The sequence below is a fragment of the Streptomyces lydicamycinicus genome, assembly GCF_000829715.2.
GTDB classification, from domain to species: domain Bacteria; phylum Actinomycetota; class Actinomycetes; order Streptomycetales; family Streptomycetaceae; genus Streptomyces; species Streptomyces lydicamycinicus.
In genome coordinates this window covers 397,331-419,975 of sequence record NZ_BBNO01000004.1, presented here as the reverse complement: position 1 = coordinate 419,975, position 22,645 = coordinate 397,331, and the positions used below count along the sequence as shown (strand labels likewise).

General features: G+C 71.4%; 16 protein-coding genes. All 16 read right to left on the bottom strand.

What is annotated here, in order from left to right; all coding sequences use genetic code 11:
• Window positions 1-20: 20 nt before the first annotated feature.
• The 16 genes from TU31_RS40255 to TU31_RS38640 all read right to left on the bottom strand — a co-directional run bounded on the left by TU31_RS40255 (window position 21) and on the right by TU31_RS38640 (window position 22,220).
• Window positions 21-6,869 (bottom strand): toxin glutamine deamidase domain-containing protein, encoded by a 6,849-nt coding sequence (locus TU31_RS40255; RefSeq protein ID WP_042154585.1) that lies wholly within the window; start codon window positions 6,867-6,869, stop codon window positions 21-23.
• Between the two features lie 107 nt (window positions 6,870-6,976).
• Complete coding sequence (locus TU31_RS15160) at window positions 6,977-7,471, bottom strand: hypothetical protein (RefSeq protein WP_042154583.1); 495 nt, start codon at window positions 7,469-7,471, stop codon at window positions 6,977-6,979.
• Window positions 7,472-7,610: 139 nt separating this feature from the next.
• Complete coding sequence (locus TU31_RS15155; protein WP_052718955.1) at window positions 7,611-7,970, bottom strand: SUKH-4 family immunity protein; 360 nt, start codon at window positions 7,968-7,970, stop codon at window positions 7,611-7,613.
• Between the two features lie 86 nt (window positions 7,971-8,056).
• Window positions 8,057-8,854 (bottom strand): maleylpyruvate isomerase family mycothiol-dependent enzyme, encoded by a 798-nt coding sequence (locus TU31_RS15150; protein ID WP_042154581.1) that lies wholly within the window; start codon window positions 8,852-8,854, stop codon window positions 8,057-8,059.
• 36 nt (window positions 8,855-8,890) lie between these two features.
• Complete coding sequence (locus TU31_RS15145; RefSeq protein WP_042154578.1) at window positions 8,891-10,840, bottom strand: APC family permease; 1,950 nt, start codon at window positions 10,838-10,840, stop codon at window positions 8,891-8,893.
• A gap of 165 nt (window positions 10,841-11,005) precedes the next feature.
• Window positions 11,006-11,629 (bottom strand): RDD family protein, encoded by a 624-nt coding sequence (locus TU31_RS35965; RefSeq protein WP_052718954.1) that lies wholly within the window; start codon window positions 11,627-11,629, stop codon window positions 11,006-11,008.
• 28 nt (window positions 11,630-11,657) lie between these two features.
• A complete protein-coding gene (locus TU31_RS15135) occupies window positions 11,658-12,602 on the bottom strand; it encodes an oxidoreductase (protein WP_042154577.1) in 945 nt (314 codons plus the stop codon).
• Between the two features lie 261 nt (window positions 12,603-12,863).
• Window positions 12,864-13,169, bottom strand: a complete 306-nt coding sequence (locus TU31_RS15130) for an ArsR/SmtB family transcription factor (protein WP_018088131.1) — start codon at window positions 13,167-13,169, stop codon at window positions 12,864-12,866.
• Window positions 13,170-13,339: 170 nt separating this feature from the next.
• Window positions 13,340-13,837 carry an SRPBCC family protein gene (locus tag TU31_RS15125; protein WP_042154575.1) on the bottom strand — a complete coding sequence of 166 codons (498 nt, stop codon included), beginning with the start codon at window positions 13,835-13,837 and terminating at the stop codon, window positions 13,340-13,342.
• Between the two features lie 118 nt (window positions 13,838-13,955).
• Window positions 13,956-14,357 carry a nitrite reductase small subunit NirD gene (nirD, locus tag TU31_RS15120; protein WP_078885791.1) on the bottom strand — a complete coding sequence of 134 codons (402 nt, stop codon included), beginning with the start codon at window positions 14,355-14,357 and terminating at the stop codon, window positions 13,956-13,958.
• A complete protein-coding gene (gene nirB, locus TU31_RS15115) occupies window positions 14,357-17,014 on the bottom strand; it encodes a nitrite reductase large subunit NirB (protein WP_042154573.1) in 2,658 nt (885 codons plus the stop codon). Before nirB ends, nirD begins: the two co-directional genes overlap by 1 nt.
• 157 nt (window positions 17,015-17,171) lie before the next feature.
• Window positions 17,172-19,172, bottom strand: a complete 2,001-nt coding sequence (locus TU31_RS15110) for a glycoside hydrolase (RefSeq protein ID WP_042154571.1) — start codon at window positions 19,170-19,172, stop codon at window positions 17,172-17,174.
• 97 nt (window positions 19,173-19,269) lie between these two features.
• Window positions 19,270-19,950 carry a DUF899 family protein gene (locus TU31_RS15105; protein WP_042154569.1) on the bottom strand — a complete coding sequence of 227 codons (681 nt, stop codon included), beginning with the start codon at window positions 19,948-19,950 and terminating at the stop codon, window positions 19,270-19,272.
• A 108-nt stretch (window positions 19,951-20,058) separates the two neighbouring features.
• Window positions 20,059-20,346: a DUF1360 domain-containing protein gene (locus TU31_RS15100; RefSeq protein ID WP_042155464.1), complete on the bottom strand. Its 288-nt coding sequence runs from the start codon at window positions 20,344-20,346 to the stop codon at window positions 20,059-20,061.
• A gap of 61 nt (window positions 20,347-20,407) precedes the next feature.
• Window positions 20,408-20,566: a DUF7196 family protein gene (locus TU31_RS39175; RefSeq protein ID WP_181018609.1), complete on the bottom strand. Its 159-nt coding sequence runs from the start codon at window positions 20,564-20,566 to the stop codon at window positions 20,408-20,410.
• Between the two features lie 220 nt (window positions 20,567-20,786).
• On the bottom strand, window positions 20,787-22,220 hold the full coding sequence (locus TU31_RS38640; RefSeq protein WP_052718953.1) for an Ig-like domain repeat protein: 1,434 nt from the start codon (window positions 22,218-22,220) through the stop codon (window positions 20,787-20,789).
• Window positions 22,221-22,645: the final 425 nt, after the last annotated feature.

The window sequence follows — 22,645 nt, the reverse complement described above, 5'->3', positions numbered from 1 at the left end:
GTCCGAGAGGGCCTGCGTGTTTAGCTCACGAGCTGAGGGTAAACCCGCTGCCAGGTGTCTTCCAGTGACGCGATATGCCTTTCCATCTCGCGGACGATGGCCTTCTCCTTCTCGGTCCGCGTATCGTCCTTCATTTTCTTGTAGTCACTTTCAATCACCTTCTTGAGCTTTTCTCGAGCGCCGGCCGCATCGGCCTCGGACAGTTCGTTGAGGTGTTTACTCGTCCACCCGGAATTCGGCCCGTAGCGCTCGGTGACCCGTCGCGTGACCTCTTCTCTCACTTCATCATCGGAGAGTTTGGGAATTTCCTTGATCTCGCCACGTTTGAGTACGTCGAGATTCTTGCGGATCTTTACCCCTTCCGGATCGGTCCGGTAGGTGGTGCTGTAGTAGATCGGAATGCCCTTGAGGTGCTTGCGGAGTTGGTCCGAACACTTGGCGTGCCCCTGTCCCTTGCCGCACGGTTCACGCTCTGTGTAGAGCCCCTTCGGTGTGTAGGATTTCCCTTCCGGCAACTCTTCATTGCTTCGCTTGAGCCATTCGATCAAGTGCTTTTCCGAGTGCCGGCCAGAAACGTGTTTCTCTCCTGTGGGGACGGACGAATCGACCACATAACTGATCTCTCCGTTGGGCCCTTCGACTTCCAGGACGGCATAGTTTCTGTCCGTGAAGTCGGGGCCATGCTTCCAGATGTCGTTCGTCTGTGCGTCGTCGGCTTCCGGAATGTCTGCCAAGAATTTCTCCGCAGACGCCTTGTGGCCCTTGACGCCGAGGGATCCGTCCGCATTCTTCGCCGCACTGTCCCTGGTGCCCGGCTCCGGCGGCTCTTTGTCTCGCCCCAGATAAGGCTTCGGAATCTTATTCGGGTTATTTCCGACGCCATGCTGTTCGTGAAACGAGAGGCTCAGGCGGGCGAGCGATGAGATCACTGCCATCTGCTCTCCGTGCTCCATTTTGTCGAAGCCGGGCAGATGCCTGATCAGATCATCCCTGTTGAGTTTGAGCGGACCGCGCCCTGCATCGACCTCGGGCGGCCTGGCATCACCGGCAACGGCGCGCAGTGCGCGCGCCAGACTTCCGTTGTCTGCCCAGGTGTTGAGATGGTTGTGGACGTTGTCGAGACGCACTCTGTGTACCGGCTGTTGCGCACGAAGGTCCTGCTGCAGTTTGTCCGGTTCCAGGCCGTATTCCTTTGAATTCTTGCCTTCCTCCTTGAAGGTGGAAGTCTCGCCCGTTTCCTGCCATGAGGTATCGCTTTCACCGCGATCGTGGGGGTGGGCGTACTGCGGCGTGGGGGAGTTCTCGTCACCGTCGGCGTCGGCCATGTCGACGTCGGAATCGTCGTGGGGCTGGCCCACTTCGTCGATGTCCATGTCGTCGGGGGAGGGGTCGTTCTTCCCCTTGCCGTTGCCCGCGGGTTCGGCTGCGGGGCGGCGGTCGCCTCGGGTGTCTCCGTTGTGGCGGGGTGAACCGTCCTGGAGGGGGCGGCGGTTGGCGTTGAGCGGGATGGCGTGGACGCCGTTGGTGCCGTCGTGGAGGGGCTTGTTGCTGCGTTGGCCGGTCTGGGCGTCGACGTAGGTGATCTTGCCGTTGTGGTTGACGACGTTCCAGGCATGGGCGCGGCCCTTGCTGTCCTGGGTGACGATGACGGCCTGGGAGCCGTGGCCGGAGTTGCGAAGGTCGTTTTCCAGGCGGTTGAAGGCACCGCGGCCGTTGCCGTAGTCGCTGAAGCGGGCGCCGAGGGTGTTCTCGATGCGGTCGCGGCCGTTGTTCTCACCGCGGTCGGAGGGTGTGCCGTCGGGGTGGGTGTCCGGGGTGCGGTGGGCGGCGGCGGTGGGGTTGCCGGAGTAGGTGTCGGCGGCTGCGAGTGCGGCGTCGACGCAGTTGTTGCTGCGGCCGGGGGCGTCGGGGCCCGGGTCGTTGATGGAGTCGACCCAGTTGCCGTCCTCGGGGTCCGGGTGCCGCTGGGGCTCGCCGTTCTCGCCCTTGGGGATCGAGTCCTCGACCTGCTGCTGGTGCTCGTCGGTGGGACCGTCGAGACCGCCGGGACGCTCGCGGTTGCGGGTGTCGGAGGCAGCAGTGGGGCTGTTCTGGTCGGAGTCCTCCGAGTGGTCCGGCCGCTCCGAGTGTGTGGAGTGGTCTGCGGGGTCAGACGTGTCCGTCGTGTCCGACGTGTTCGACGGTGTGTTCTGGTGGTGGGGTTCGGCGTGGTCGGCCTGGTCCGTCGGGGTGGGGTCGGGATCGGACTTGGGCGCCGCGGGGTTGCCGTCGCCTGCTGCGTTCTCCTCGGGGCGGGAGGAGTGGCCGGTGCTGTCCGACGGCGGGGTGGTGTCGGCCGCCGGTTTCCCGGAGCGGTCGTCCGGGTGCTGGGAGTCCGATGCCGGTGAACTGTTCCCGGCGGTCTCGGGTGCTGCCGGGTGGGGCGGATTGTGCGGTGCCTGCGGGTACGGCTGCTGGGCGTACGGGTGCGGCTGTTGCGGCTGGGCGTACGGCGTGGGCTGCTGGGTGTAGGGGTTCTGCTGCTGGTGCGGTGCCGGCGGCTGTTGCTGGTGCGGCTGCTGGTACGGATTGGGCTGTTGCTGCTGCGCGTACGGGTGCTGCTGGTATGGCGCGTGGGGGCCGGGCTGCTGCTGGTGGGGCTGTTGATACGGGTTGGGCTGCTGGGCGTAGGGGCTCTGCTGGTGGTGCGGCTGCTGGTTCTGCGGGCCCGGCTGTTGGGCGTACGGGGGCTGCTGCGGGGTTGGCTGCTGGGGTTGCTGCTGGGCGTACGGGTTCGGCTGGTGCTGCTGGGGCTGCGCCTGCTGCTGTTGGTACGGGTTGGGCTGGTGCTGGGCGTATGGGTGCGGCTGTTGTGCCTGTGCCTGGTGCTGCTGGGCCTGTGCCTGTGCCTGGGCTTGCTGCTGGGCGTGGGCTTGGGCCTGCTGCTGGGCATACGCCTGCTGTTGGGCTTGGGCTTGGGCTTGGGCTTGGGCCTGCGCCTGCTGCTGGGCGTATGCCTGCTGTTGGGCCTGCGCCTGGGCCTGCTGCTGGGCGTATGCCTGTGCCTGTGCGTGCTGCTGTGCCTGTTGCTGCTGTGCGTGCTGAGCCTGAGCTTGCTGCTGGGCGTACGCCTGCTGCTGCGGGTGCTGTTGGTACGGCGTGGGTTGCTGCTGCTGGTACGGGTTGGGCTGCTGCTGGTGCGGGACCTGCTGGTACGGCTGCTGTTGTTGGGTGTGCTGTTGCTGTTGCTGGGGCTGGGTGGACTGCTGGGTGGGGGCGACGTAGGGCTGGCGGTTGGCGTCGAGGGTGAGGTGCCAGACCCTTACGCCCTGGGTGTGGAGGGGCTGCTCGCTGACCGCACCGGACTGCGCGTCGACCCAGACCACGCGGCCGTTGTGGTTGACCGCGTTGAACGCGTGGGAAGAGCCGTCCTTCCACTCCACGACGATGATGGAGCCCGCGCCGTGGCCGGCGTTCTTCAGATCCTGGGCAATGCGCGCGTACCCGTCCGCCGTTCCTCCGGAATGGCGCAGGGGCGTGTTGGCCCAGCGATTGATGTTCGCGATGCCGCTGCGTTCGCCCGTACGGCGGTCCAGGCTGCCATCGGGGTTGGTGTCCCAGGTGCGCGGGGCGGAGACCTGCGGGTTTCCGAACCAGGTCTCCAGGAAGGAACGGCTGCAGTCCACGCAGTTGTTGGACCGGCCGGGTATGACCAGGCCACCGTCGTTCTGTAGTTGAGACCACGGCTGGAAGGGGTCCGGATGACGGACGGGTGAACCGTCCGGGTTCCGCGGCACCGCGTCGGCGAGCAACTGCTGATCGATGGCGCGAGTCGGAAGCAGCCCCTGGGGGCCGCCCTGAAGATCGTTGCGAATCCGGTCGAGGGAGTGCGGTGCGTCCGGCGGCAGGCCGTTGGACGGCGGCTGGGGTGTCTGCTGCGGTTGGTGGTGCGGCGCAGGCTGCTGAGCGTGCTGCTGCGGGGGTTGCTGATTCTGAGGGTGCGGTTGCGGCGCCTGCTGTGCCTGCTGGGCGTACGGCTGCTGGTGGTGCGGAGCCGGCTGCTGAGGCTGCTGGTTCGGGTGCTGCTGGTAGCCGGGGTCGGCCGGGCGCGGCTGCTGCTGCGTCGCCGGATCCATGGCCGAAGCCTGCTGGGTGGTGGCCGGCGCGTCCGGGCGCGGCGAGTTGTCGTTGTCCGGGCGGGCGTCGTCGGGACGCGGGCTGTCCGGGCGTGTCCCGTCGGGGCCCGGGTGGTCAGGGCGAGTGCTGTCGGGCCTGGTGCTCTCGGGCCCCGTGCCATCAGGACGCCCACCGTCAGGACGCCCACCATCAGGACGGTTGCTGTCGCTGCTCGGGTTCGAGGGGTCTTGTCGGTGCTGGCGGTCGTCCTGGTGCGGTGTGTCGGCGTCCCGCCGGGTCGGGTCGTTCTGACCGGGGCGGGGCTCGTTGTCGCGGGTGGGACCGTCGAGGCGGGGGTTGTGCGGGGGGCGTTCGGGGGTGGGCTGCTGGGTGTGGTCGTGGATGATCTGCGAGCCGTCGGGGCGGCGGTTGTTGCCGGGAGGCGTGGTGGGGGTGTCGCGGCGGGGGCCGTCCAGGCGCGGGTTGTAGGGCCGGGAGGTCTCTTCCCGGCGGGGGCCGTCGAGGCGCGGGTTGTACGCGGGCTGCTCGGGGCGTCGTTGTTGGCTTGCGTCGTGGATCGCCTGTGAGCCGTCGGGGCGGCGGTTGGGGCGGGCGGAAGCGTTGCCGTTGGTGTTGCCGGTGGACGGTGTGGTGCCGTGGGGTGTGCCGGTGCCGCCGCCCTGGGGCGGCATGGCGCCCATCGTCATCGGGCCGTTGGCCTGGGGGGTGTGGGGCTGGGCCCCTTGGGGGGAGGGGGTGGCGGGTGTGCCGGTGTCGGCGGTGTGCTGGGTCGGCGGGGGGAGGGTTGCGGTGCCCGCGGACTGGGTGGTGACGGTGGTGTCGTCGGGGTCGTCCACCGTGGGCATGGGGTCGCCGGGAGCCGGGTCACGCTGCTGGACTGGCTGACCGGACGACGGGGTGTGCTGTACGGGGGCGCCCTGCGGCGGGGTGCCGGCGTGCGGCATCGAGGCGCGGCCGCCGCCCGTGGAGTTGTCCCCGTTGGAGGTGCTGTTGCTGCCCGCGTCGGGGGAGTTGTCGCTGGAGGAGGGCGGGTTTCCGGCTACGGGGTCCGGGCTCGGCGCGGGCGTCGGCGCCGGCTGGGGCGCGTCCGGGCGGGCCGAGTCGGGGGTGTTGTCCGGGGCGGGGGCCGGGCGCGCCCCCTCCGGGGTGTGGTCCGGGGCCGGCTGGGTGGTGACGTTGTCGGCGTCCGGGCGTATGGCGTCCGGGGTGGTGTCCCGTGCGGGCTGGGTGGTGATGTTGTCCGGGTCCGGGCGGGCCGAGTCAGGGGTGTTGTCGGGGGTGGGCTGGGTGCTGGGGGCATCGGCGTCGGGGCGGGAGGTGTCCGGGGCCGGACCCGACTCCGGGGTGTGGCCGGAGTCGGGGGTCGGGCCGCTGTCCGGAGTGTGCCCGGAGTCGGGGGTGGGGGACGTCCCGTACGGGCTGTCGTTGCCGCCGGAGTAGCCCTCGTCGAAGGGGGAGCGCTGGTCCGGCGGCGGGAGGGGCTGGGACTCCGGGACGCTGCGCGAGGGGTCCGATCCGTGGGAGGAACCGTCGGCGGAGGAACTCGGGTTGGTACCCGCGCCCGCGTTTGTGTTCGCGCCTGCGTCCGAGCCGGAGTCGGGGTTCGTACCGGAGCCCGCGCCGGGATCCGTACGGGAGCCGCTGCCGCCGTCCGCGCCCGTACCCGCGCCCACATTGTCCGAGGCGCGGGGGGAGTGGCTGGTGGAGCCGCCGGAGTCCGCGCCGCCGCGGTTGCCGCTGCCGCCGGAGTCACCGGAGCCGCGGCCGGAACCGGCACCGGAACCGCCCCCGTCGGAGCCGCTGTCCGACCCCGACCCCGATCCCGAGCCCGACCCCGTTCCCGAGCTGCTTCCCGAGCCGCCCCCGTCCGAACCGCTGCCGGAGCCACCGCCATCGGCCCCACTACCGGACCCCGACCCGCTGCCCGAGCCACGACCGGAGCTACCGGACCCGCTGTCCGACCCGCTGGACCCGCCGTCGCTGCCGCCGTCCGTGGAGTCGCTGCCGTCGCTCCCGTGCCCCGCGGCGCTGTCCAGGCCGTTGCGGGCGCGGCGTCCGGCGCGGCCGCCGGCGCCGTCGCGGAGGCTTTCGCCGAGGGATTCGCCGGTGTTCTTGAGGGCGTCGGTGGCGGCCTTCTGGCCCTCCTTGGCGGTGCGGCCGAGGTCGTAGCCCTTCTGCGCGCCGAAGTTCTGGTTGACGGTCTGGGCGATGAGGTCGGAGGCCATGGCCTCCAGCGCGGAGATCACCGGCTCCTTGGCCGCCTCCATGATCGCGTCAAGGAGCTGCTTGGCGACCTCCTTGAGGATCCTGCGGACCATCTCGCGGGTGGCCAGCGTGGCGGCCGCGCCGCCAATTTCGGACAGGCCGAGGGTGAAGGGGGCCGCGGCCTGGGCCGCGATGATTTCCGCGGCCAGAATCGCCAGCTGGACGATCACGGCGACCTTCATGCCGATGACCAGCGTGGCGGCGGCCTCGAAGGTGAACGCGATGACCTCGGCCGCCTGCGCGGCGTCGTTGAAGTACCCCGAGTTGCCGGAGAACTTCTCCCACGCCTTGCCGAAGCCCTCGATGGCATCGCCGGCGTTCTCCGCGAGCACATTGCTCGCGTAGGTGGCACCCCGGGCCTGATGCCCCTGCACCTCCGCCGCGAAATTGCGCCAGACCTGCGCGCATTCCAGCAGCTTGTCTTCGTCCGCGTGCGGCCAGTTGAAGCCGAGCATGTCCAGGACCCACTCAAGCGGATCCGGCAGCATGACAGACAAGGTGGAGCTCCCCCGTGAAAAGTGCTTCTAGACGTGTGGCGGACGCGGGCCGCGCGGAACGGCCGCCGTGTCCGCATCCCCGGAACCGGCCGCTGGCCTCAGTGTTTGACGGGCGTGAGCGAGGCGTGGACCGTGTCGTCGACGGTCGGGTCCCGCCACGCCTGCTGGTTCTCGACGTGCTGCTTCATCAGCGAGTCGTTGAAGTCCTCGTTCTCGGCATGGTTCTTGGACATCGACGTCAATGCCTTGCCGATTTTCTGGAGCTGGGCGGAGAGATGGCCCATCGACTCGTTCATGCCGTCCCGCACGCCTTCGTAGACGACACCGAACTTCTCGCCGATCTCGTCATCGCCCCACGGCGGAGCCCCGTCCTTGCTGGCGAAGGTCGTCAGACCGCTTATGAACTGCTCACCGAACGACTTCTCCGGCGGCGCCTTTTCCTGTCCGCTGCTGGGTGGCCCGGCCCCCAACGCGTGCAGGCCGTCCATCAGCCGTGCGACCGAGGAATAGAAGTCCTCACCGAGCTTGACGAAGTTCGTGCCCTGAGCCTTGAGGCTCTCCACATCGGTTTGGAAACCGCCGGCTCCTGCCATGACGTCCCCCCGTGTTCGTGCTGACCCGATCAAAATCAAGTCAAAGCTTAACCGGCGCGGTTGACGGCCCACCAGGTGCTGTGGACGGAAGCGCGCTGCGCGTGGTCGGTGGGGCTCCGGTGGGGAGACCTCAGGGGGCTCAGCGGCTGCGCAGGCGGTGGTAGAGCTCCACGGCCGACTCCGGGGGGAAGTTGGGCAGGAAGGAGACCTCGCCGTTGCCCTTGGCGATGACGACGTTGCTTCCGCCGGGCTCCGCGGGCAGGGCGGTGGGGTCCTCGGCCGGCGGCCGGCTCGCGTGGATCAGGTAGCCGATGTCGAATTCATGGACGAACAGACCGGAAGGGCCGCCGGGTGAGCCGACCTCGGGGAAGTGCTGACGGCCGATCTCCAGCGCCTCGTCCGCGTTCGCCGGCACGGGCTGCGGTCCGGTCTGCGGGGGGAGCGGCGGCGGTGTGGGAGGCAGGCCCGGGACGCTGCCAGACCGGGCGGAATCGGTCATGTTCTGACTCCCTGGTGCTGGACATGCGGAGGGTCAACTTAACTCACGCCCTGACGCCCGATCGGTTCGCCTCCGGGTGCCCGTGCTCACCCGAACAGCACCTGTGACAGCCAGAATTCCAGCAGTTCCTGGTCGCCCGTGATGGCGAAGGTGTCGCGGTCGCCCGGGACGCGGCCGTAGATGAGGAGCAGGAGGTCCGTCAGGGGGGCGCGGACGGAGACCGCGGCCGGCTCCTGGGTGCGGCGCCAGGCGAGGGTGTCGCCGGTGAGGTCGACGAGCCAGTCGGCGGCCGCTTCCGGTGGGGTGTCCGTGGCGTGGAAGTGGAGGGTGCGGCCGGGGCCGAGGAGGGCGCGGCGGTCGGGGTGGAAGTCGAACATCTCGGGCAGGGAGCCCAGTTCCATCCACTCGTCGAGGCAGTCGAGGGCGACCCGCTGGTCGACGGTGAAGTCCGCGCCGAGAGTGAGCGCGGCGTCGGCCCGGTGCATGACCGTCTCGTGGGCCATGCGGCGGGCGAAGAAGCGCGGGGAGCCGGAGGGGAGCGGGGTCCAGATCCGGGTGTCGGGGCCGGCGGCGCGGAGCGTGTCCGCGAGGAGCCGGGCGCCCTCGGTGAGCCAGGCGGCGAGGGCGGCAGGGGTCTCGGTGGTCTCGCGCGGGAGGACCCGGAGTGCGGTCTCCGGCGGGGGCTCGGTCGCCCGGGTCCGGACGAGGTCCTCGACCCAGCGGTGGGCCTCGCCCAGATGCCGGAGCAGCTGGGCGAGGTTCCAGTCGGGGCAGGAGGGCACCGAGGTGGTCAGGGGCGTGCTCGCGTCGAGGTGGGAGCCCAGCAGCTCGGCCTGATGGACGATTTCGGCGCAGTGGTCGTCGTAATCCATGGTGGCGTCCATGTCGTCACGGTAAAGGCACCCACTGACATTGAGCGGTCACCACGTGTGAGCGGGCGCCGTCAGGCGGAAGCGGAGCCGGCAGATCACCGCGTCGGTGTCGCGGCGGACCGCGTGCGCGACGACCGCGCCGCGCTGGTTCTGGAGCAGGCGCTGCCAGAGGCGGGCGGGTTCGGCCTCCGGGATCAGCACGGTGATGCGGCTGCCGGGGTGACGGGCCGACAGATCGCTGACGTAGGAGGCGACGGTGCGGCCGAGGGAGCGGGTGGCCGAGGGCAGTTCGAGGAGGTCGACGCCGGGGTTCCAGAGTTCCCAGTCGCGGCGGAGGGCCTCGGTGGCCGGGCGGTCCTCGGGGGTGTCGTGGGTGACGGTGACCGCCACCACCTCGTCGCCGAGGGACACCGCCGCGTTCAGGGCCTCGCCGGTGAGCCGGGAGAGGTGCGAGACGGGGACGACGACCAGGGACCGGGCGCGGCGCGGGGGTTCCGGGAGGCGGCCCAGGCCTAGACGGGCGCCGATCCGGGCATAGGCGCGGTGCACCGCCTCGAAGGTGAGGACGAGAAGGGGCAGGGCGAGGACGATCAGCCAGGCGCCCGTGGTGAATTTGGTGGCGGTGACGACGACCGCCGAGACGCCGGTGAGCAGGGCGCCGACGCCGTTCAGCAGGGCCTTGCCGCGCCACCTGGGGGAGCGTGCACGCCGCCAGTGCCGGACCATGCCGATCTGGCAGAGGGTGAAGCCGACGAAGACCCCGAGGGCGAACAGCGGGACCAGGGTGTTCACGTCACCGCCGGAGAAGACCAGCAGCGCGGCGGCGACGGCGGCCAGCGCCAGCACGCCGTGGCGGTGCACCTGGCGGTCCGCCTTCAGGCCGAAGACGTGCGGCAGGTGGTTGTCCCGGGCCAGCAGGCCCATCAGGACGGGCAGGCCGCCGAAGGAGGTGTTCGCGGCGAGGGCCAGCAGCACCATGGTGGCGAACTGGACGACGTAGAACGCCGCGTTGTGGCCGAACGAGGCGTCCGCGAGCTGGGCGAGGACGGTGACGCCCTCCACTGGCTGGAGGTGGAAACGGCCGATGAGGACGGACAGCCCGATCAGCATCACCCCGAGCAGGGCACCGAGCGCGACCTCGGTGCGCTGGGCGCGCCGGACCGCCGGGGACCGGAAGGACGGCACCGCGTTGGCGACCGCCTCGACCCCGGTCAGCGCCGAACAGCCGGACGCGAACGCCTTGAGCAGCAGCAGGGCACCGACCGCGGTGGCGTGGTCGGCGACGACGGAGGCGTGTCCGTCGGCGGTCACGGTGGCGGCGGGGGCGGTACGGAACAGTCCGACGGCGATCATCGTCAGGACGGCGCCGACGAAAACGGCGGTGGGGACGAGGAAGGCCCTGGCCGAGTCGGCGATACCGCGCAGGTTGAGGGCGGTGATCAGGGCGAGGACTGCCAGGCAGATACCCACCCGGTCGTCGTGCAGGGCGGGGAAAGCCGAGGTCAGGGCCGCGACCCCGGCCGTCACCGAGACCGCGACGTTCAGCACGTAGTCCAGGACGAGGGAGGCGGCGGCGAACAGGGCGGTGCGGAGGCCGAGGTGCGTCTTGGCCACCGCGTACGAGCCACCGCCATCGGGGAAGGCCGCGATCACCTGACGGTACGAGGCGACCAGGACGGCGAGCAGGGCGGCGATGGCGAGGGTGACGGGGAGCGTGAAGCCGAGTCCGTGGCCGCCGGCCGCGGCCAGGACCAGCACGATCGACTCGGGGCCGTAGGCCACGGACGCCATGGCGTCGAGCGAGAGGGCGGCCAGACCCTGGAGGGCGGTGAGCCGGTGACGGGCGTCGGGCTCGGACACCGCGGCGCCGCGGGGGGCGTGGGACCCGGACCCGGAATGGGGGCCGTTGCCCGTGTCACCCGGCCCGTTGGCGGTGACCGCGGTGGCGGTATCCGGTGGTTCCTCCGGTCGGCCCTCGGCTGGGGACACCTGCGGCATTGCTCGTCGTACCTCCGTGCGCACCGTGCTGGACCAGGCCAGCGTGCGGGGCGCGACGGCCGTCGTCCGCGGCCTTGGCGGGCCCTTGGCGGACGACGGGCCGTTCTTCACGGGTTCTTGACGGGAGGCCGGCGCACCCCACCGTGCCGCCGCGCTCCGCCTCGTTCAGCGCCCGTATGCCGGAACGAGTGCCCGCAGGTCCTTGTAGCGGACCAGGCGGACCCCGCAGAAGTCCTCGGGGTCGTCCTCCAACTCGAAGCAGGCGGCGATGATCCAGATCACGATGAAGAGGTAGCCGCCCAGCCAGCGGCGGAACAGCCGGGGCAGCCGCGGACGGCTGGCGTCCGTTTCGCGGATGACACGGGTACGGACGGCGAACTTGCCCAGGCTGGCACCCGCGATACGGGTCAGCAGGACCTGGTTGAGGAACGACAGCCCGAAGCCCGCGCCGGCGACGGCGTAGCAGGTCTGAAGGGCGGGCAGACCGGCGTGGTCGGCGGAGTTCAGGGCGACATAGGCGGCGGTCAGGGCCAGCAGGCCGTCGAGGAGGAGCGCCCCCCACCGGCGCAGCGGTCGCGCCTCGTCGGGGATGCGCGCAGCCGCGGCGGGCGGTGCGTACGGGGACTGCGCAGCCGGCTGCGGGGCGTACGGGTGCGGCGCCCCCTGAGAGGGCTGCGGCGCTCCCTGAGAGGGCTGCGGCGCCCCCTGATAGGGGTGCGGCTGGTAGGGATGCGGGGGCGGCGGGCCCTGCGGGGAGGGCTGCTGCGGAGGGAAGGGTCGCTCGTACACGGGTCCGGATTTTCCCATGCCGGGCGGGTCAGAACGCCGCGGCGGGCCGGGAGAAGTCGTAGCGGACACCGGTGAGTTGTTCCGAGGCGGCCCACAGGCGCTCGCCGTTCGCGTCCTTCTTGGTCCAGGGAGCGCGGAAGCACTGGGCGGGGGCGCCGCGCAGTCCGCTGCGCGGGCCGATGAAGGAGTCCGGGCGCATGTGGGGGGCGGTGGCCGCGCAGAGGGTGCCCAGGGCGCCGCCGTCGGGGGACTGGGCGAGCAGCTGGTTGGCCCGCTCGACCATGCGCTCGGTGGAGGTGCGGCCCTCCATCCGGACGCCCGCGGTCGCGAGGTTGGTGGCGGCGTATCCGGGGTGCGCGGCGGCCGCGACGACCTGCGAGCCGGCCGCGGCCAGCCGCCGGGTCAGCTCGTGGACGAAGAGGAGGTTGGCGCTCTTCGAGCGGGCGTAGGCGATCCAGCGGCGGTAGGAGTGCTCGCTGTTGAGGTCGCTGTAGTCGAGGTCGGCCAGGGCGTGCAGCATGCTGGAGACGGTGACGACCCGGGCGCCCGGGGTGGCGAGGAGTTTGGGCAGCAGCAGCCCGGTCAGCGCGAAGTGGCCGAGGTGGTTGGTGCCGAACTGCATCTCGAAGCCGTCGGCGGTGGTGCGGTGCGGCAGGGCCATCACGCCCGCGTTGTTGATGAGCAGGTCGAGGCGGTCACCGTCGAAGTCGTCGAGGGCGGCGGCGAAGTCCCGTACGGAGGACAGATCGGCCAGGTCCAGGGCGCGGAACTCGGCCTCGGCGGTGGGGACTTCGGAACGCAGCCGGTCCAGCGCGGCGATCCCGCGCGTCTCGTTGCGGCAGGCCAGCAGTACGCGGGCGCCCTGGCGGGCCAGTTCGCGGGCGGTGACATAGCCGATACCGCTGTTCGCGCCCGTGACCACCACCGAGCGGCCGGTCTGGTCGGGGATGTGGCTGGTGTTCCACCTGGTCACGCCTGCACTCCTCCGTAGGGGGCAACCAGGTTACGCCGCCCGGTGAGGCGGATGGTGTCGGAGGGGCGGAGGTGACGGGTGTGGCGCGCCCGGAGGCCGGCCGCTGCCGAAGCGCCGGTCCGCTCGCCGCCGCCGGGCCGGTCCGTCCACCGCAGCCGCGCCGGTTCGCCCACCGCCGCTGCACCGGCCCCGGTCACGCCACCACACCGGCCCGATCACGCCCCCGCACCGGTCCGGCCATGCGCCACCGCACCATCCCGGTCACTCCCCTTCGGCGAGGCGCTTGATCGCCGAGAGGCGGGTGTCCCATGCGGCGGCCACCCGGTCCATCCACCGGGCGGTGACCCCCAGCCGCTCCGGGATCACCCGGTAGCGGGCCTCCCTGCCCTCCCGGTGGCCGGCGACCAGACCGGCCCGGTCCAGGACGCCCAGATGTTTGACGATGGCCTGGCGGCTGACCGGCAGTTCCGCCGCCAGGACCGTGGCGGTCGCCTCGCCGTGTGCGGCGAGCGCGTCGAGTATCCGGCGCCGGGTCGGGTCCGCCAGCGCGGCGAACACCTCGGCCACGGCGTCCGCGCCCGCACCGCCGTCCGTGCCCGTGTCCGGGCCGGAGCCCGAGCCCGGCCCCGCTCCGGCCCCCGAGCCCTTCCCCGACCCCCCGTCCGGCCCCACCCCCGGCGGCCCCACCCCCGGCGGCCCCGCCCCCGGCCGCCCCGCTCCCGCCCCCGCGTCCTTCGTCATGCCGCGAGCTGCTCCGTGTACCGCCGGATGTTCTCCACCTGGCCGGACCAGCCCTCGGAGTGGCTCTCGTAGCCGGCGGTGGGCTGCCGGTCCTCGGGGATGGCGAGTGCGGCGAAGCCGGTCTCCACGACGCGCAGCCGGGTGCCGTCGCCCTCCGGGGTGAGGGTGAACTCGACGAGGGTGGAGTTGCCCTCGGTCGCCACCTCGCCCGGGAAGGCGCCGGCCCAGCGGTACGCGAAGTGACGCGGCGGGTCCACCGTCACGATGGTGGTCGGGAACTGTCCGTACTCGCCGTGGTCGAGCTCCATGATGCCGCCCGGCCGCAGATCGACCGGCGTCGGTGTGCCCTGCCCGAACCACGAGCCGACGTGCTCCGGTTCGGTGAGCACGGCCCACACCCGCTCCACGGGCGCGGCGATGCTGATCTCCCGCTCGATGCGGTCCTTGCCGCCGCCCGCGTCGCTGCCGGTGCTCTGATGGCTGTCGGTGCTCATGGCGTGCGCCTCCTGCCGTTCTCGGATCGGCTGATGCCTTACGTGCTACCCAATGGTTGCACGTGGCGGCAGGAGGTGCAACCGATGGGTTGCACATGGTGCGCCGGCAGGGAAGGGCTCAGTGGGCGCGCTCCCCGCTCCCCGTCCGTACGCGATACGCCGGGACGGAGACCGACGGATCGTCCAGGCAGCTGCCCGACGCCAGGTCGAAACGCTGCTTGAGCAGGGGCGAGGCCACGAACGGGCGGCCGTCGGCCGAGCCGGTCAGGCCGCGGGAGAGCACCTGGGCGCCGGTGAACGGGTCGCGGTTGGCGATCGCATAGGGCTGCCCGGCGCGGTCGACGAAGAGCGCGGCCTGGGTGCCGTCCGGGAGGAGCGCGGCGACCCCGCGCCCCGGGATGAGGTCGTCCAGGGTGCAGACCGCGACCCAGCCCTGGGGGCAGTGGATCTCGACCGTGGCGGTCCCGGCGGCCGCGGCGGCGGCCCCGGTGCGGGTGAGCGGTGCGGTGGCGGTGGTCATCAGACGGAGGTCCCTTCCAGGGTGCGTATGGGCAGGGTCGGGCCGGCCAGCAGCGTCAGGTCCGGCTTGACCTGGTCGCGCTCCGGCACGAAGCGGACGGACGGATCGGGCGCGTCGGGCGCGTTGACGAAGGAGACGAAGCGGGCCAGCCGCTCGGGGTCGGCGAGGGTCTCGGCCCATTCGTCGCGGTAGTGGGTGACATGGGCGGCCATCAGGGCCTCCAGCTCGTCGCACAGCCCCAGGGAGTCATGGACGACGACGTCCCGGACGTGGTCGAGGCCGCCCTCGATCCGCTCCAGCCAGGCGGAGGTGCGCTCCAGCCGGTCCGCGGTGCGGATGTAGAACATCAGGAACCGGTCGATCAGCCGGATCAGTTCGGCGTCGCTCAGGTCCTGGGCGAGCAGATCGGCGTGCCGCGGGTCGGCGCCGCCGTTGCCGCCGACGTAGAGATTCCAGCCGTTGGAGGTGGCGATGACGCCGAAGTCCTTGCCGCGGGCCTCCGCGCACTCCCGCGCGCAGCCGGATACCGCGGACTTGAGCTTGTGCGGGGAGCGCAGCCCCCGGTAGCGCAGCTCCAGTTCGATGGCCATACGGACCGAGTCCTGCACGCCGTAGCGGCACCAGGTCTGCCCCACGCACGACTTCACGGTGCGCAGCGCCTTGCCGTACGCATGCCCCGACTCGAAGCCGGCGTCCACCAACCGGGCCCACACCTGCGGGAGCTGGTCGACCCGGGCGCCGAACAGGTCGATCCGCTGACCACCGGTGATCTTGGTGTAGAGGCCGAAGTCGCGGGCCACCTCGCCGATCACGATCAGCTTGTCCGGGGTGATCTCCCCGCCGGGGATGCGCGGCACGATCGAGTACGAGCCGTTGCGCTGGAGGTTGGCGAGGAAGTGGTCGTTGGTGTCCTGGAGGGCGGCCTGTTCCCCGTCGAGGACATAGCCGTCGGCGCCGACGGAGGGAGCGAGGGAGGCGATGATCGAGCCGACCGTGGGCTTGCAGATCTCACAGCCGTCGCCGTTCCGTGCCTCCGGGCGGCCGTGCGAGTCCAGCAGCTCGGCGAAGGTCGTCAGCCGCAGGGTGCGCACGATCTCGTAGAGCTCGGCGCGGGTGTGCGGGAAGCAGCCGCACAGCCCGGTGTCGATGGTGGCACCGTTCGCGGCCAGCTCGTCGTTCATCACGGCGGTCAGCGACTTGACGCAACTGCCGCAGCCGGTACCGGCCTTGGTGCACTTCTTGACCTCGGGGAGGGTGCCGCAGGAGTGCTCGGTGACCGCCGCCCGGACCGTCCCCTTGGTCACGTTGTGGCAGTTGCACAGCACCGCACTGTCCGGCAGCGCGGACGGGCCGAGCGCGGCGGCCCCGCCCCCGGCCGCCCCGGCGGGCAGCACCAGCTGCTCGGGCGACACCGGCGGAACGCTGCCGGTCAGCGGGCGCAGCATGCCGTACGCCTCGGCGTCGCCGACCAGCACCCCGCCCAGCAGCTCGCCCTCGGCGCCGATCACCAGCTTCTTGTAGACCCCGCTGCGGGCGTCGGAGTAGACCACGTCCAGACAGCCGTCGGTGGCACCGTGCGCGTCACCGAAGGAGGCGACGTCCACCCCGAGCAGCTTGAGCTTGGTGGACAGGTCCGCGCCGGTGAAGCCGTCGGCCGCTCCGTTGCCGGCGCCGAGCGCGTCGGCGAGGGTGCCGGCGGCCGTGCGGGCCATGTCGTAGCCGGGCGCGACCAGTCCGTAGACCCGGCCGTCGGCGGCCAGCGCGCACTCGCCGATCGCGTACACGGCGGGGTCGGCGGTGCGGCACCGCTCGTCGACGACGATGCCGCCGCGGTCGCCGACCGGCAGCCCGCAGTCCCGGGCGAGCTGGTCGCGGGGCCGGACACCGGCCGAGAAGACGACCAGATCGGTCTCGATACGGGAGTCGTCCGACAGCCCCATGGCGGTCACCGCACCGGCCCCGTCCGCGACGATCTCCTTGCCGCCGACGCCGGTGTGCACCTCCAGGCCCATCTCCTCGACGGTACGGCGCAGCGCGCGGCCGCCGCCCTCGTCGACCTGGAGCGCCATCAGCCGCGGCGCGAACTCCACGATGTGGGTGCGCAGCCCCAGCCCCTTCAGCGCCCCGGCCGCCTCCAGGCCGAGCAGCCCGCCGCCGACCACCACACCGGTGCGGGCGTTCTTGGCGTACTCCTCGATGGCGAGCAGGTCCTCGATGGTGCGGTAGACGAAACAGCCCGCACTGTCCTTGCCGGGCACCGGCGGCACGAACGGGTACGAGCCGGTGGCCAGCACCAGGGCGTCGTAGCGGACGGTCAGGCCGGAGCGGGCGGTGACCGTACGGGTCGTACGGTCGACGGCCGTGGCCGGGTCACCGAGGTGCAGTTCGATGCCGTGGCGGGCCATGAAGTCCGGATCGACCAGACTCAGGTCGTCCGGGCTGCGGCCGGCGAAGTACGACGTCAGCTGGACACGGTCGTAGGCCGGGCGGGGCTCCTCGCACAGCACGACCACCCGGGTCCGCTCGGTGACGCCGCGGTCGGCCAGCTCCTCCAGGAAGCGCTGGCCGACCATGCCGTGGCCGATGAGGACAAGGGTGGGGGTGGTGCCAGGCGCGGCGGCTGGCGTGGCTTCCGGGTGCGGCGGCATCGAGGTCATGTTCCTCAGCCTGCGGTCCGGCTGTTACCCGCCCGCATCTGCTCTGTTTCCCGGGCGGAACGCTGCCCTCAGTGGCGGGCGGACCGCCGTGTGAGGGCGGGCCCGCCGCGTGCGGGGCCCGCCCCTGGGGTCTGTCCGTCCCCGACCGGCCGGACGGTCAGCCCTGCGGCTGCGCCGGGCACAGCCGCCGCGGCTTGTCGTCGGTGCGCAGCTTCGCGTCCACACAGCCGCCCGGCAGACCGTCGTGGGCCCGGCTGCCGAAGTTGGCGGTGACGGTCAGCGTGCCGTCGCCGAAGACCGTGCGCTGCACGCTGCGGTCCCCGGTCAGCCACCGGAACGAGGTCAGCTGCTCGGTGCCGGCCGCCCGGTGCAGCGGCGAGAAGTACTTCTGGAGCGCCGCCATCTCGGCCCCCTTCTTCTCCAGTGTCGGGCCGTCGAGGGCATAGTTGAGCGGGGTGTTGTAGAGCATCGCCAGCAGCGCCCGGGTGGTCTTCTGCTCGGGCAGCTTCTCGTACGACAGCTCCCAGCGCTCGGCGTTGACCAGCGAGCCGTGCAGTGCGGTCTCGTAGAGGGGGACACGGTACTTGGGGTCGTACATGGCCGTGGCCAGCTCGGCGGGCAGTTTCACCGGCTTGAAGAACGCGCCCGGGGCCTTCTCCGGGAAATAGCCGCCCCAGGTCTTCCTGTCGCGCTCCAGCTTCCACAGGCCGTCCGCGGCCGGGGTGCCCGAGCCGTGGTCGTAGGCCAGCACCTGGTTGGCCCAGGGCTGGGCGGACTCCGAGCCGAGGACGAGGTTCTCCGACAGCCGCCGCATCCGGGCGAGCCGCATCGCACGGTCACCGGCCTTGGTCATCTCATGGCCCTTGCCGTGGTCGCGGAACACCTCACCGGTCGCATCCACGTCGAGGAAGTAGCTGTCCGCGCCGTTGGCGACCATCGAGCGGGTGCGGTCGGCGAGGTAGTGCTTGCGCGGTTCGGCCTTCTCGAAGGCACGGGAGCTGAGGTAGCAGCCGCGGTTCCCGAACCCCGTCTCCGGGGTGCCGTCCGCCTTCCGTATACAGAAGTCGGGGTAGACCCGGCCCGGCCAGGCCGAGGTGGGGCTGTCGGCGGACTTGGGGTCCTGCCCGTTGGCGAAGGTGTCGTACGGGCCGACGAGATACCCCGCCTTCTTGGCGGCCCGCACCGCCGCGGCGTTCATCGGGTCCGGACCGGCGTCGTAACCGAGCCACATCCGGTCCACGCCCAGCCGCTTCAGCCCGGCGACCCCGGAGGCGGTCCGGGCGTCGCCCCACACATAGGCGTGGAAGGCGCCGAGCAGCTTGCCGTTGCCCGGGTTCTGCCGGATCTTCCGGCGCAGGCTGCCGAGCTTTCCGCGCTGGGCGAGGTAGGAGCGGTAGTCGGCGGCGGGGGCGACCGGATTGCCGTCGGTCAGCGCGAAGGAGACCTCGTAGTCACGGGTGCCCTCCCCGGCGTCGAAGGCGTGCGCGGCGGTGGTGCGCAGCCGGCCTCCGGTGGAGGCGAAGCGCAGCGAGGTGCCGAGATCGGTGGGGGTGAGGTAGCTGACGCCGGCGGAGCCCATGGAGTAGCCCCACAGCGGGAGGGCCAGACCCTCACCCATGTCGACGGTGCTGCCGGCCAGCCCGCCCTTCTCGGGGCCGGCGTTCCAGAAGGCGTCCTTCACCGGGATGTCCAGTCCCTCGCCGCGCGGAATCTGCACGGCGGAGGCGGCCCGGTCGGTCCCGGTCACCGGCCAGCTGACCGACCCGTCGCGGTCCGCCCGCAGCTTGATCCGCAGTCGCCCGCGCTCCGAACCGGCCGTCACCTCCAGCCCCTTGTCGGGGTAACTCCACCGCGCCCCGCGGGCCGTACGCGTCACCGGCCCCGGCTTCCCGAGCCCGCCGCCCGCCGGCCCGGACAGCACCAGCGCCCGCCCGCTCGCGGTGCGCGCGCTCACCGCCAGCGAGGCGGTGTCGATCACGGCCGTACCGCCGGTGACGGGCAGTTCGAGCCGGCTGCCCTCCAGCGTGCCGGCGGCGGCACTGTCACATCCGGCCACCCCGAAGGTGGTCGCGGTGAGGGCGAGCGAGGCGGCGAGCACACGGGTGGCGGTCCGGCTGCGGCCGGTGCCCTGAGGGGACTTGGAAGCGTCGGAGATCATGGGGACCTGGATAGTCCCCGGTTGTAAGAGGGTTCTAAGAGAGCGCGGTTCTGTGGGTATCCACCGGAGCCGCTGCCCGCTGCCCGGCGGCCCCGCCCTAGTAGCGGATCGCCGGGAACCAGTCGCCGCGGCCCGCCGGTGTGAGATCGAGCAGGTGCCACACCGGTGTGAGCAGGTCGATGCCGCGCTGGTCGATGTCATCGGCCATACGGGGGTGCGCCGAGTAGAAGTGGCGCAGCGACCCGGTGTCGTCGCGGGTGAACACCGACACCGTCGAGTCCTGGTTGCCCTCGGCGTCCTCGCTGCCCAGGTCGTACTTGAAGGTGTTCGCCCCGGCGCTGAGCAGCCGCAGATTCGTCCACTGCCGGTCGCGGGCGTATGCGCGCAGCACCGGCAGCTCGGCCGCGGCGACGACGGCGAAGTCCGCGTTCTGGGTGACGTGGTGGGCGATCCCGTTGAACCCGTCGATCCACATCGTGCACATGGGGCAGGCCTGCTTCTGCCGCTTGCCGAACATGAAGTGGTAGACGATCAGGTCCCGGCCGGGCCCGCTGAACAGCTCGCTGAGCCGCACGTTCCGCGCCGGGGCGTCCCCGGCGTGCAGATCCGCGGGGCCCTCCTCGAAGACGTAGTCGTCCACGACGGGGCCCGGCGGCAGCCCCCGGCGCAGTTCGGCGACCCGTTCGCGGCGGCGCATCAACTCGATCTCGGCCTGCCGCAGCTCCTCGCGGGCGTCGGCGTATGCGGTCGACTCCCTGGTGAGTTGGGTCTGGCGCATTGCCACCTCCTGGACGACTACGGCGGGCAGCCGCGGTCCCTGGCCACCGGCTGCTGTGCCCTCATTGTCGGCTTGCGCACCGCGCCCCGCCACGCGAGGACGGGCCGCTCAGTCGAGCCACTGGGAAGCGAGCCCGGCGAGGTAGGAGAGCGACAGGGCCATTGTGGTGATCTGGAGCGCGGTGGTCCCGCCGGCCCAGTGAGTGAGCAGGGCCATCGCGGAGGCCACCCACACACTCGTACACCAGCTACAGCTGACCAGGTAGGACGGTTTGGAGTCGTCGCCGAAGCGGTCGGCCACCCAGGAGCGGAACCCCGCCGCGAGCGTGTCCTTGGTGACGAATCTGGTGAGCCGGCACGTGGCGCCGAGGGAAAGAAGAAAGTCAGGAAGGCTCATGCATTCCACCTCCACCCTGTCACCGCTCGGGTGCTGGGTGGCTCCTTGTCTGGGCGGTTCCCTATTGATTGATGACGGTGATGGTGCCGATGCCGCCGGCCCGTTGGTTGGCCGCGTCGGCCTCCTGCCAGGTGTAGAACAGGCGCACCGTGCCGTCCGGCAGAGTCAACTGGTAGAGGGTGACGCCCTGACGGGCACCACCGCCGCAATTGCAGCCCATGGTCCGCTCCTTGTGTGACGTTTCGCGATGAGGGCCGATACGGCCCGGCCGGTGTGGGGAGGATGTCCCCGGGCCTGTCTTGGGCCCGCAGCCGTCCCCCGTATCTGCGTTACGGGGGACGGCTGCTTCGCCGGGTCTTGTCAGCCCGAGGGTGTTCGTGCCGCGTCAGCTGCGCGGCGTTCTGCTACCGGTCGTGCGGCACACGTGCCGGGGGAGGGCGTCAGGTGAGGCAGACGCCCAGGCTGCTGGACGACTGGAGCGGCCCACTGGCGCCGGTGGTGGTCGCCGTGTAGGTGGCGAACAGCACCTGCCCGATGTTGAGGACGGCCGTGCAGCTGGCGTTGCCGCTCGCGTCGGCGGTCGCGGTGCACACCACCGGCCCGTTGGCGCCGCCCAGGTGGAAGGTGACCAGCGAGCCCGGAGTCGCGCCACTGGCGCTGAACGTGGCCGTGGCGAAGGCCCAGGGCAGCGGGGGGAAGCTGATCGTGTAGCAGGCCGGGTTCGCCGTGAAGCCGGTCGCCGTGCCCACGGTCACGGTCTTCGTGCCGGCGACGCCGACGCAGGTGCAGGCGCTGGTGCCGGCGATCACGGTGCCGGTGACGACGGTGGCTCCGGCCGGCAGGGTGCTGGTGGTCACGCTGGCCTGGCCGGACGCGTTGGTCACGCCGATCCCCAGCGGTCCGCTGGTGGTGCTGAAGAGGACGGTCGCGCCCGCTACCGGGGCGCCGCCGCAGGTGACGGTGGCGGTGACGGTGACCGGCTGGCCCGCGGACGGGCTGGCCGGGGTGGACGACAGGGTGACCACGCAGCTCTGCGCCGGGGCGACGGTCACGGTCGTGGTGGCGGCGGAGCCGACGCAGGTGCAGGCGCTGGTGCCGGCGATCACGGTGCCGGTGACGACGTTGGCTCCGGCAGGCAGGGTGCTGGTGGTCAGGCTGGCCTGGCCGGACGCGTTGGTCACGCCGATCCCCAGCGGTCCGCTGGTGGTGCTGAAGAGGACGGTCGCGCCCACTACCGGGGCGCCGCCGCAGGTGACGGTGGCGGTGACGGTGACCGGCTGACCGGCGGACGGGGTGGCCGGCGTCGCCGCCAGGGTGACCACGCAGTTCTGCGGCGCGGTGACGGTCACGGTGGCCGTCGCGGAGACGCCGACGCAGGTGCAGGTGGTGGTGGCGGAGATGACCGTGGCGGTGACGACGTTGACGCCGGTCGGCAGCGAGCTGGTGGTGACGCTGGCCTGCCCGGCGGCTGTGGTGACGCCGACGCCGAGGGAGCCGCCGGTGGTGGCGAAGAGGACCGTCGCGCCCTGGACGGGTACGCCGTCGCAGGTGACGGTGGCGGTGACGGTGACCGGCTGGCCCGCGGCGGGGTTGGACGGCGTCGCCGTCACCGTGACCACACAGTTCTGCGCCGCGCTGACGGTCAGCGTCGCGGAGGCGGCGCCACTCGTGGGGCCGGCGGCCACCACCACGCCCGTTGTGGTCCCGGTGAACGTGGCGCTGGCATTGCCACTGGCGTCAGCGATAACGGTCTGCGGGGTCGCTCCGTCATAGGTGAAGGTGATCGCCTCACCTGCCACCGCTCCGGTGACAGCGGCTTGGAAGGTCTGGCCCGCCGAAACGGTTGACGGGGTGAGCGTGAGAACGAGTGCCATGCTGGACAGCCCCTTTCGAAGGCTCCGTATGAGGAGGTGGGGGCTGCGGCACGCCGGAGGGCAGACAACTGTCCTGGCGTGCTCACCTGTCGGGGGTGCCCTGAAGAACACGACGAACCGCATCACACCAGCAGCCGTCCATGGTCCCCCGCCAGGGGATGGGCACCCCACCGTCGGTAGCACCGATTCAAGGGTCCGCCCGCACGACACGCCATAGTTGGCGACCGGATTAGCCCGGATGGCGCAGCGCGTATCAGTGGCGGGTACCGACCTTCGGCCTCAACTACGGTGCGCCGTCGCAGCCTTGAGCCGCAGGAAATCCGGCGCCGGAGATACCCCATGGCGCCCGCGGTTCTTAACCGCCGGTCAGCGGATCCTCAAGGCCGCCTTAAGGATCTACGGAACGGCCCTGACCTGCTGTTTCC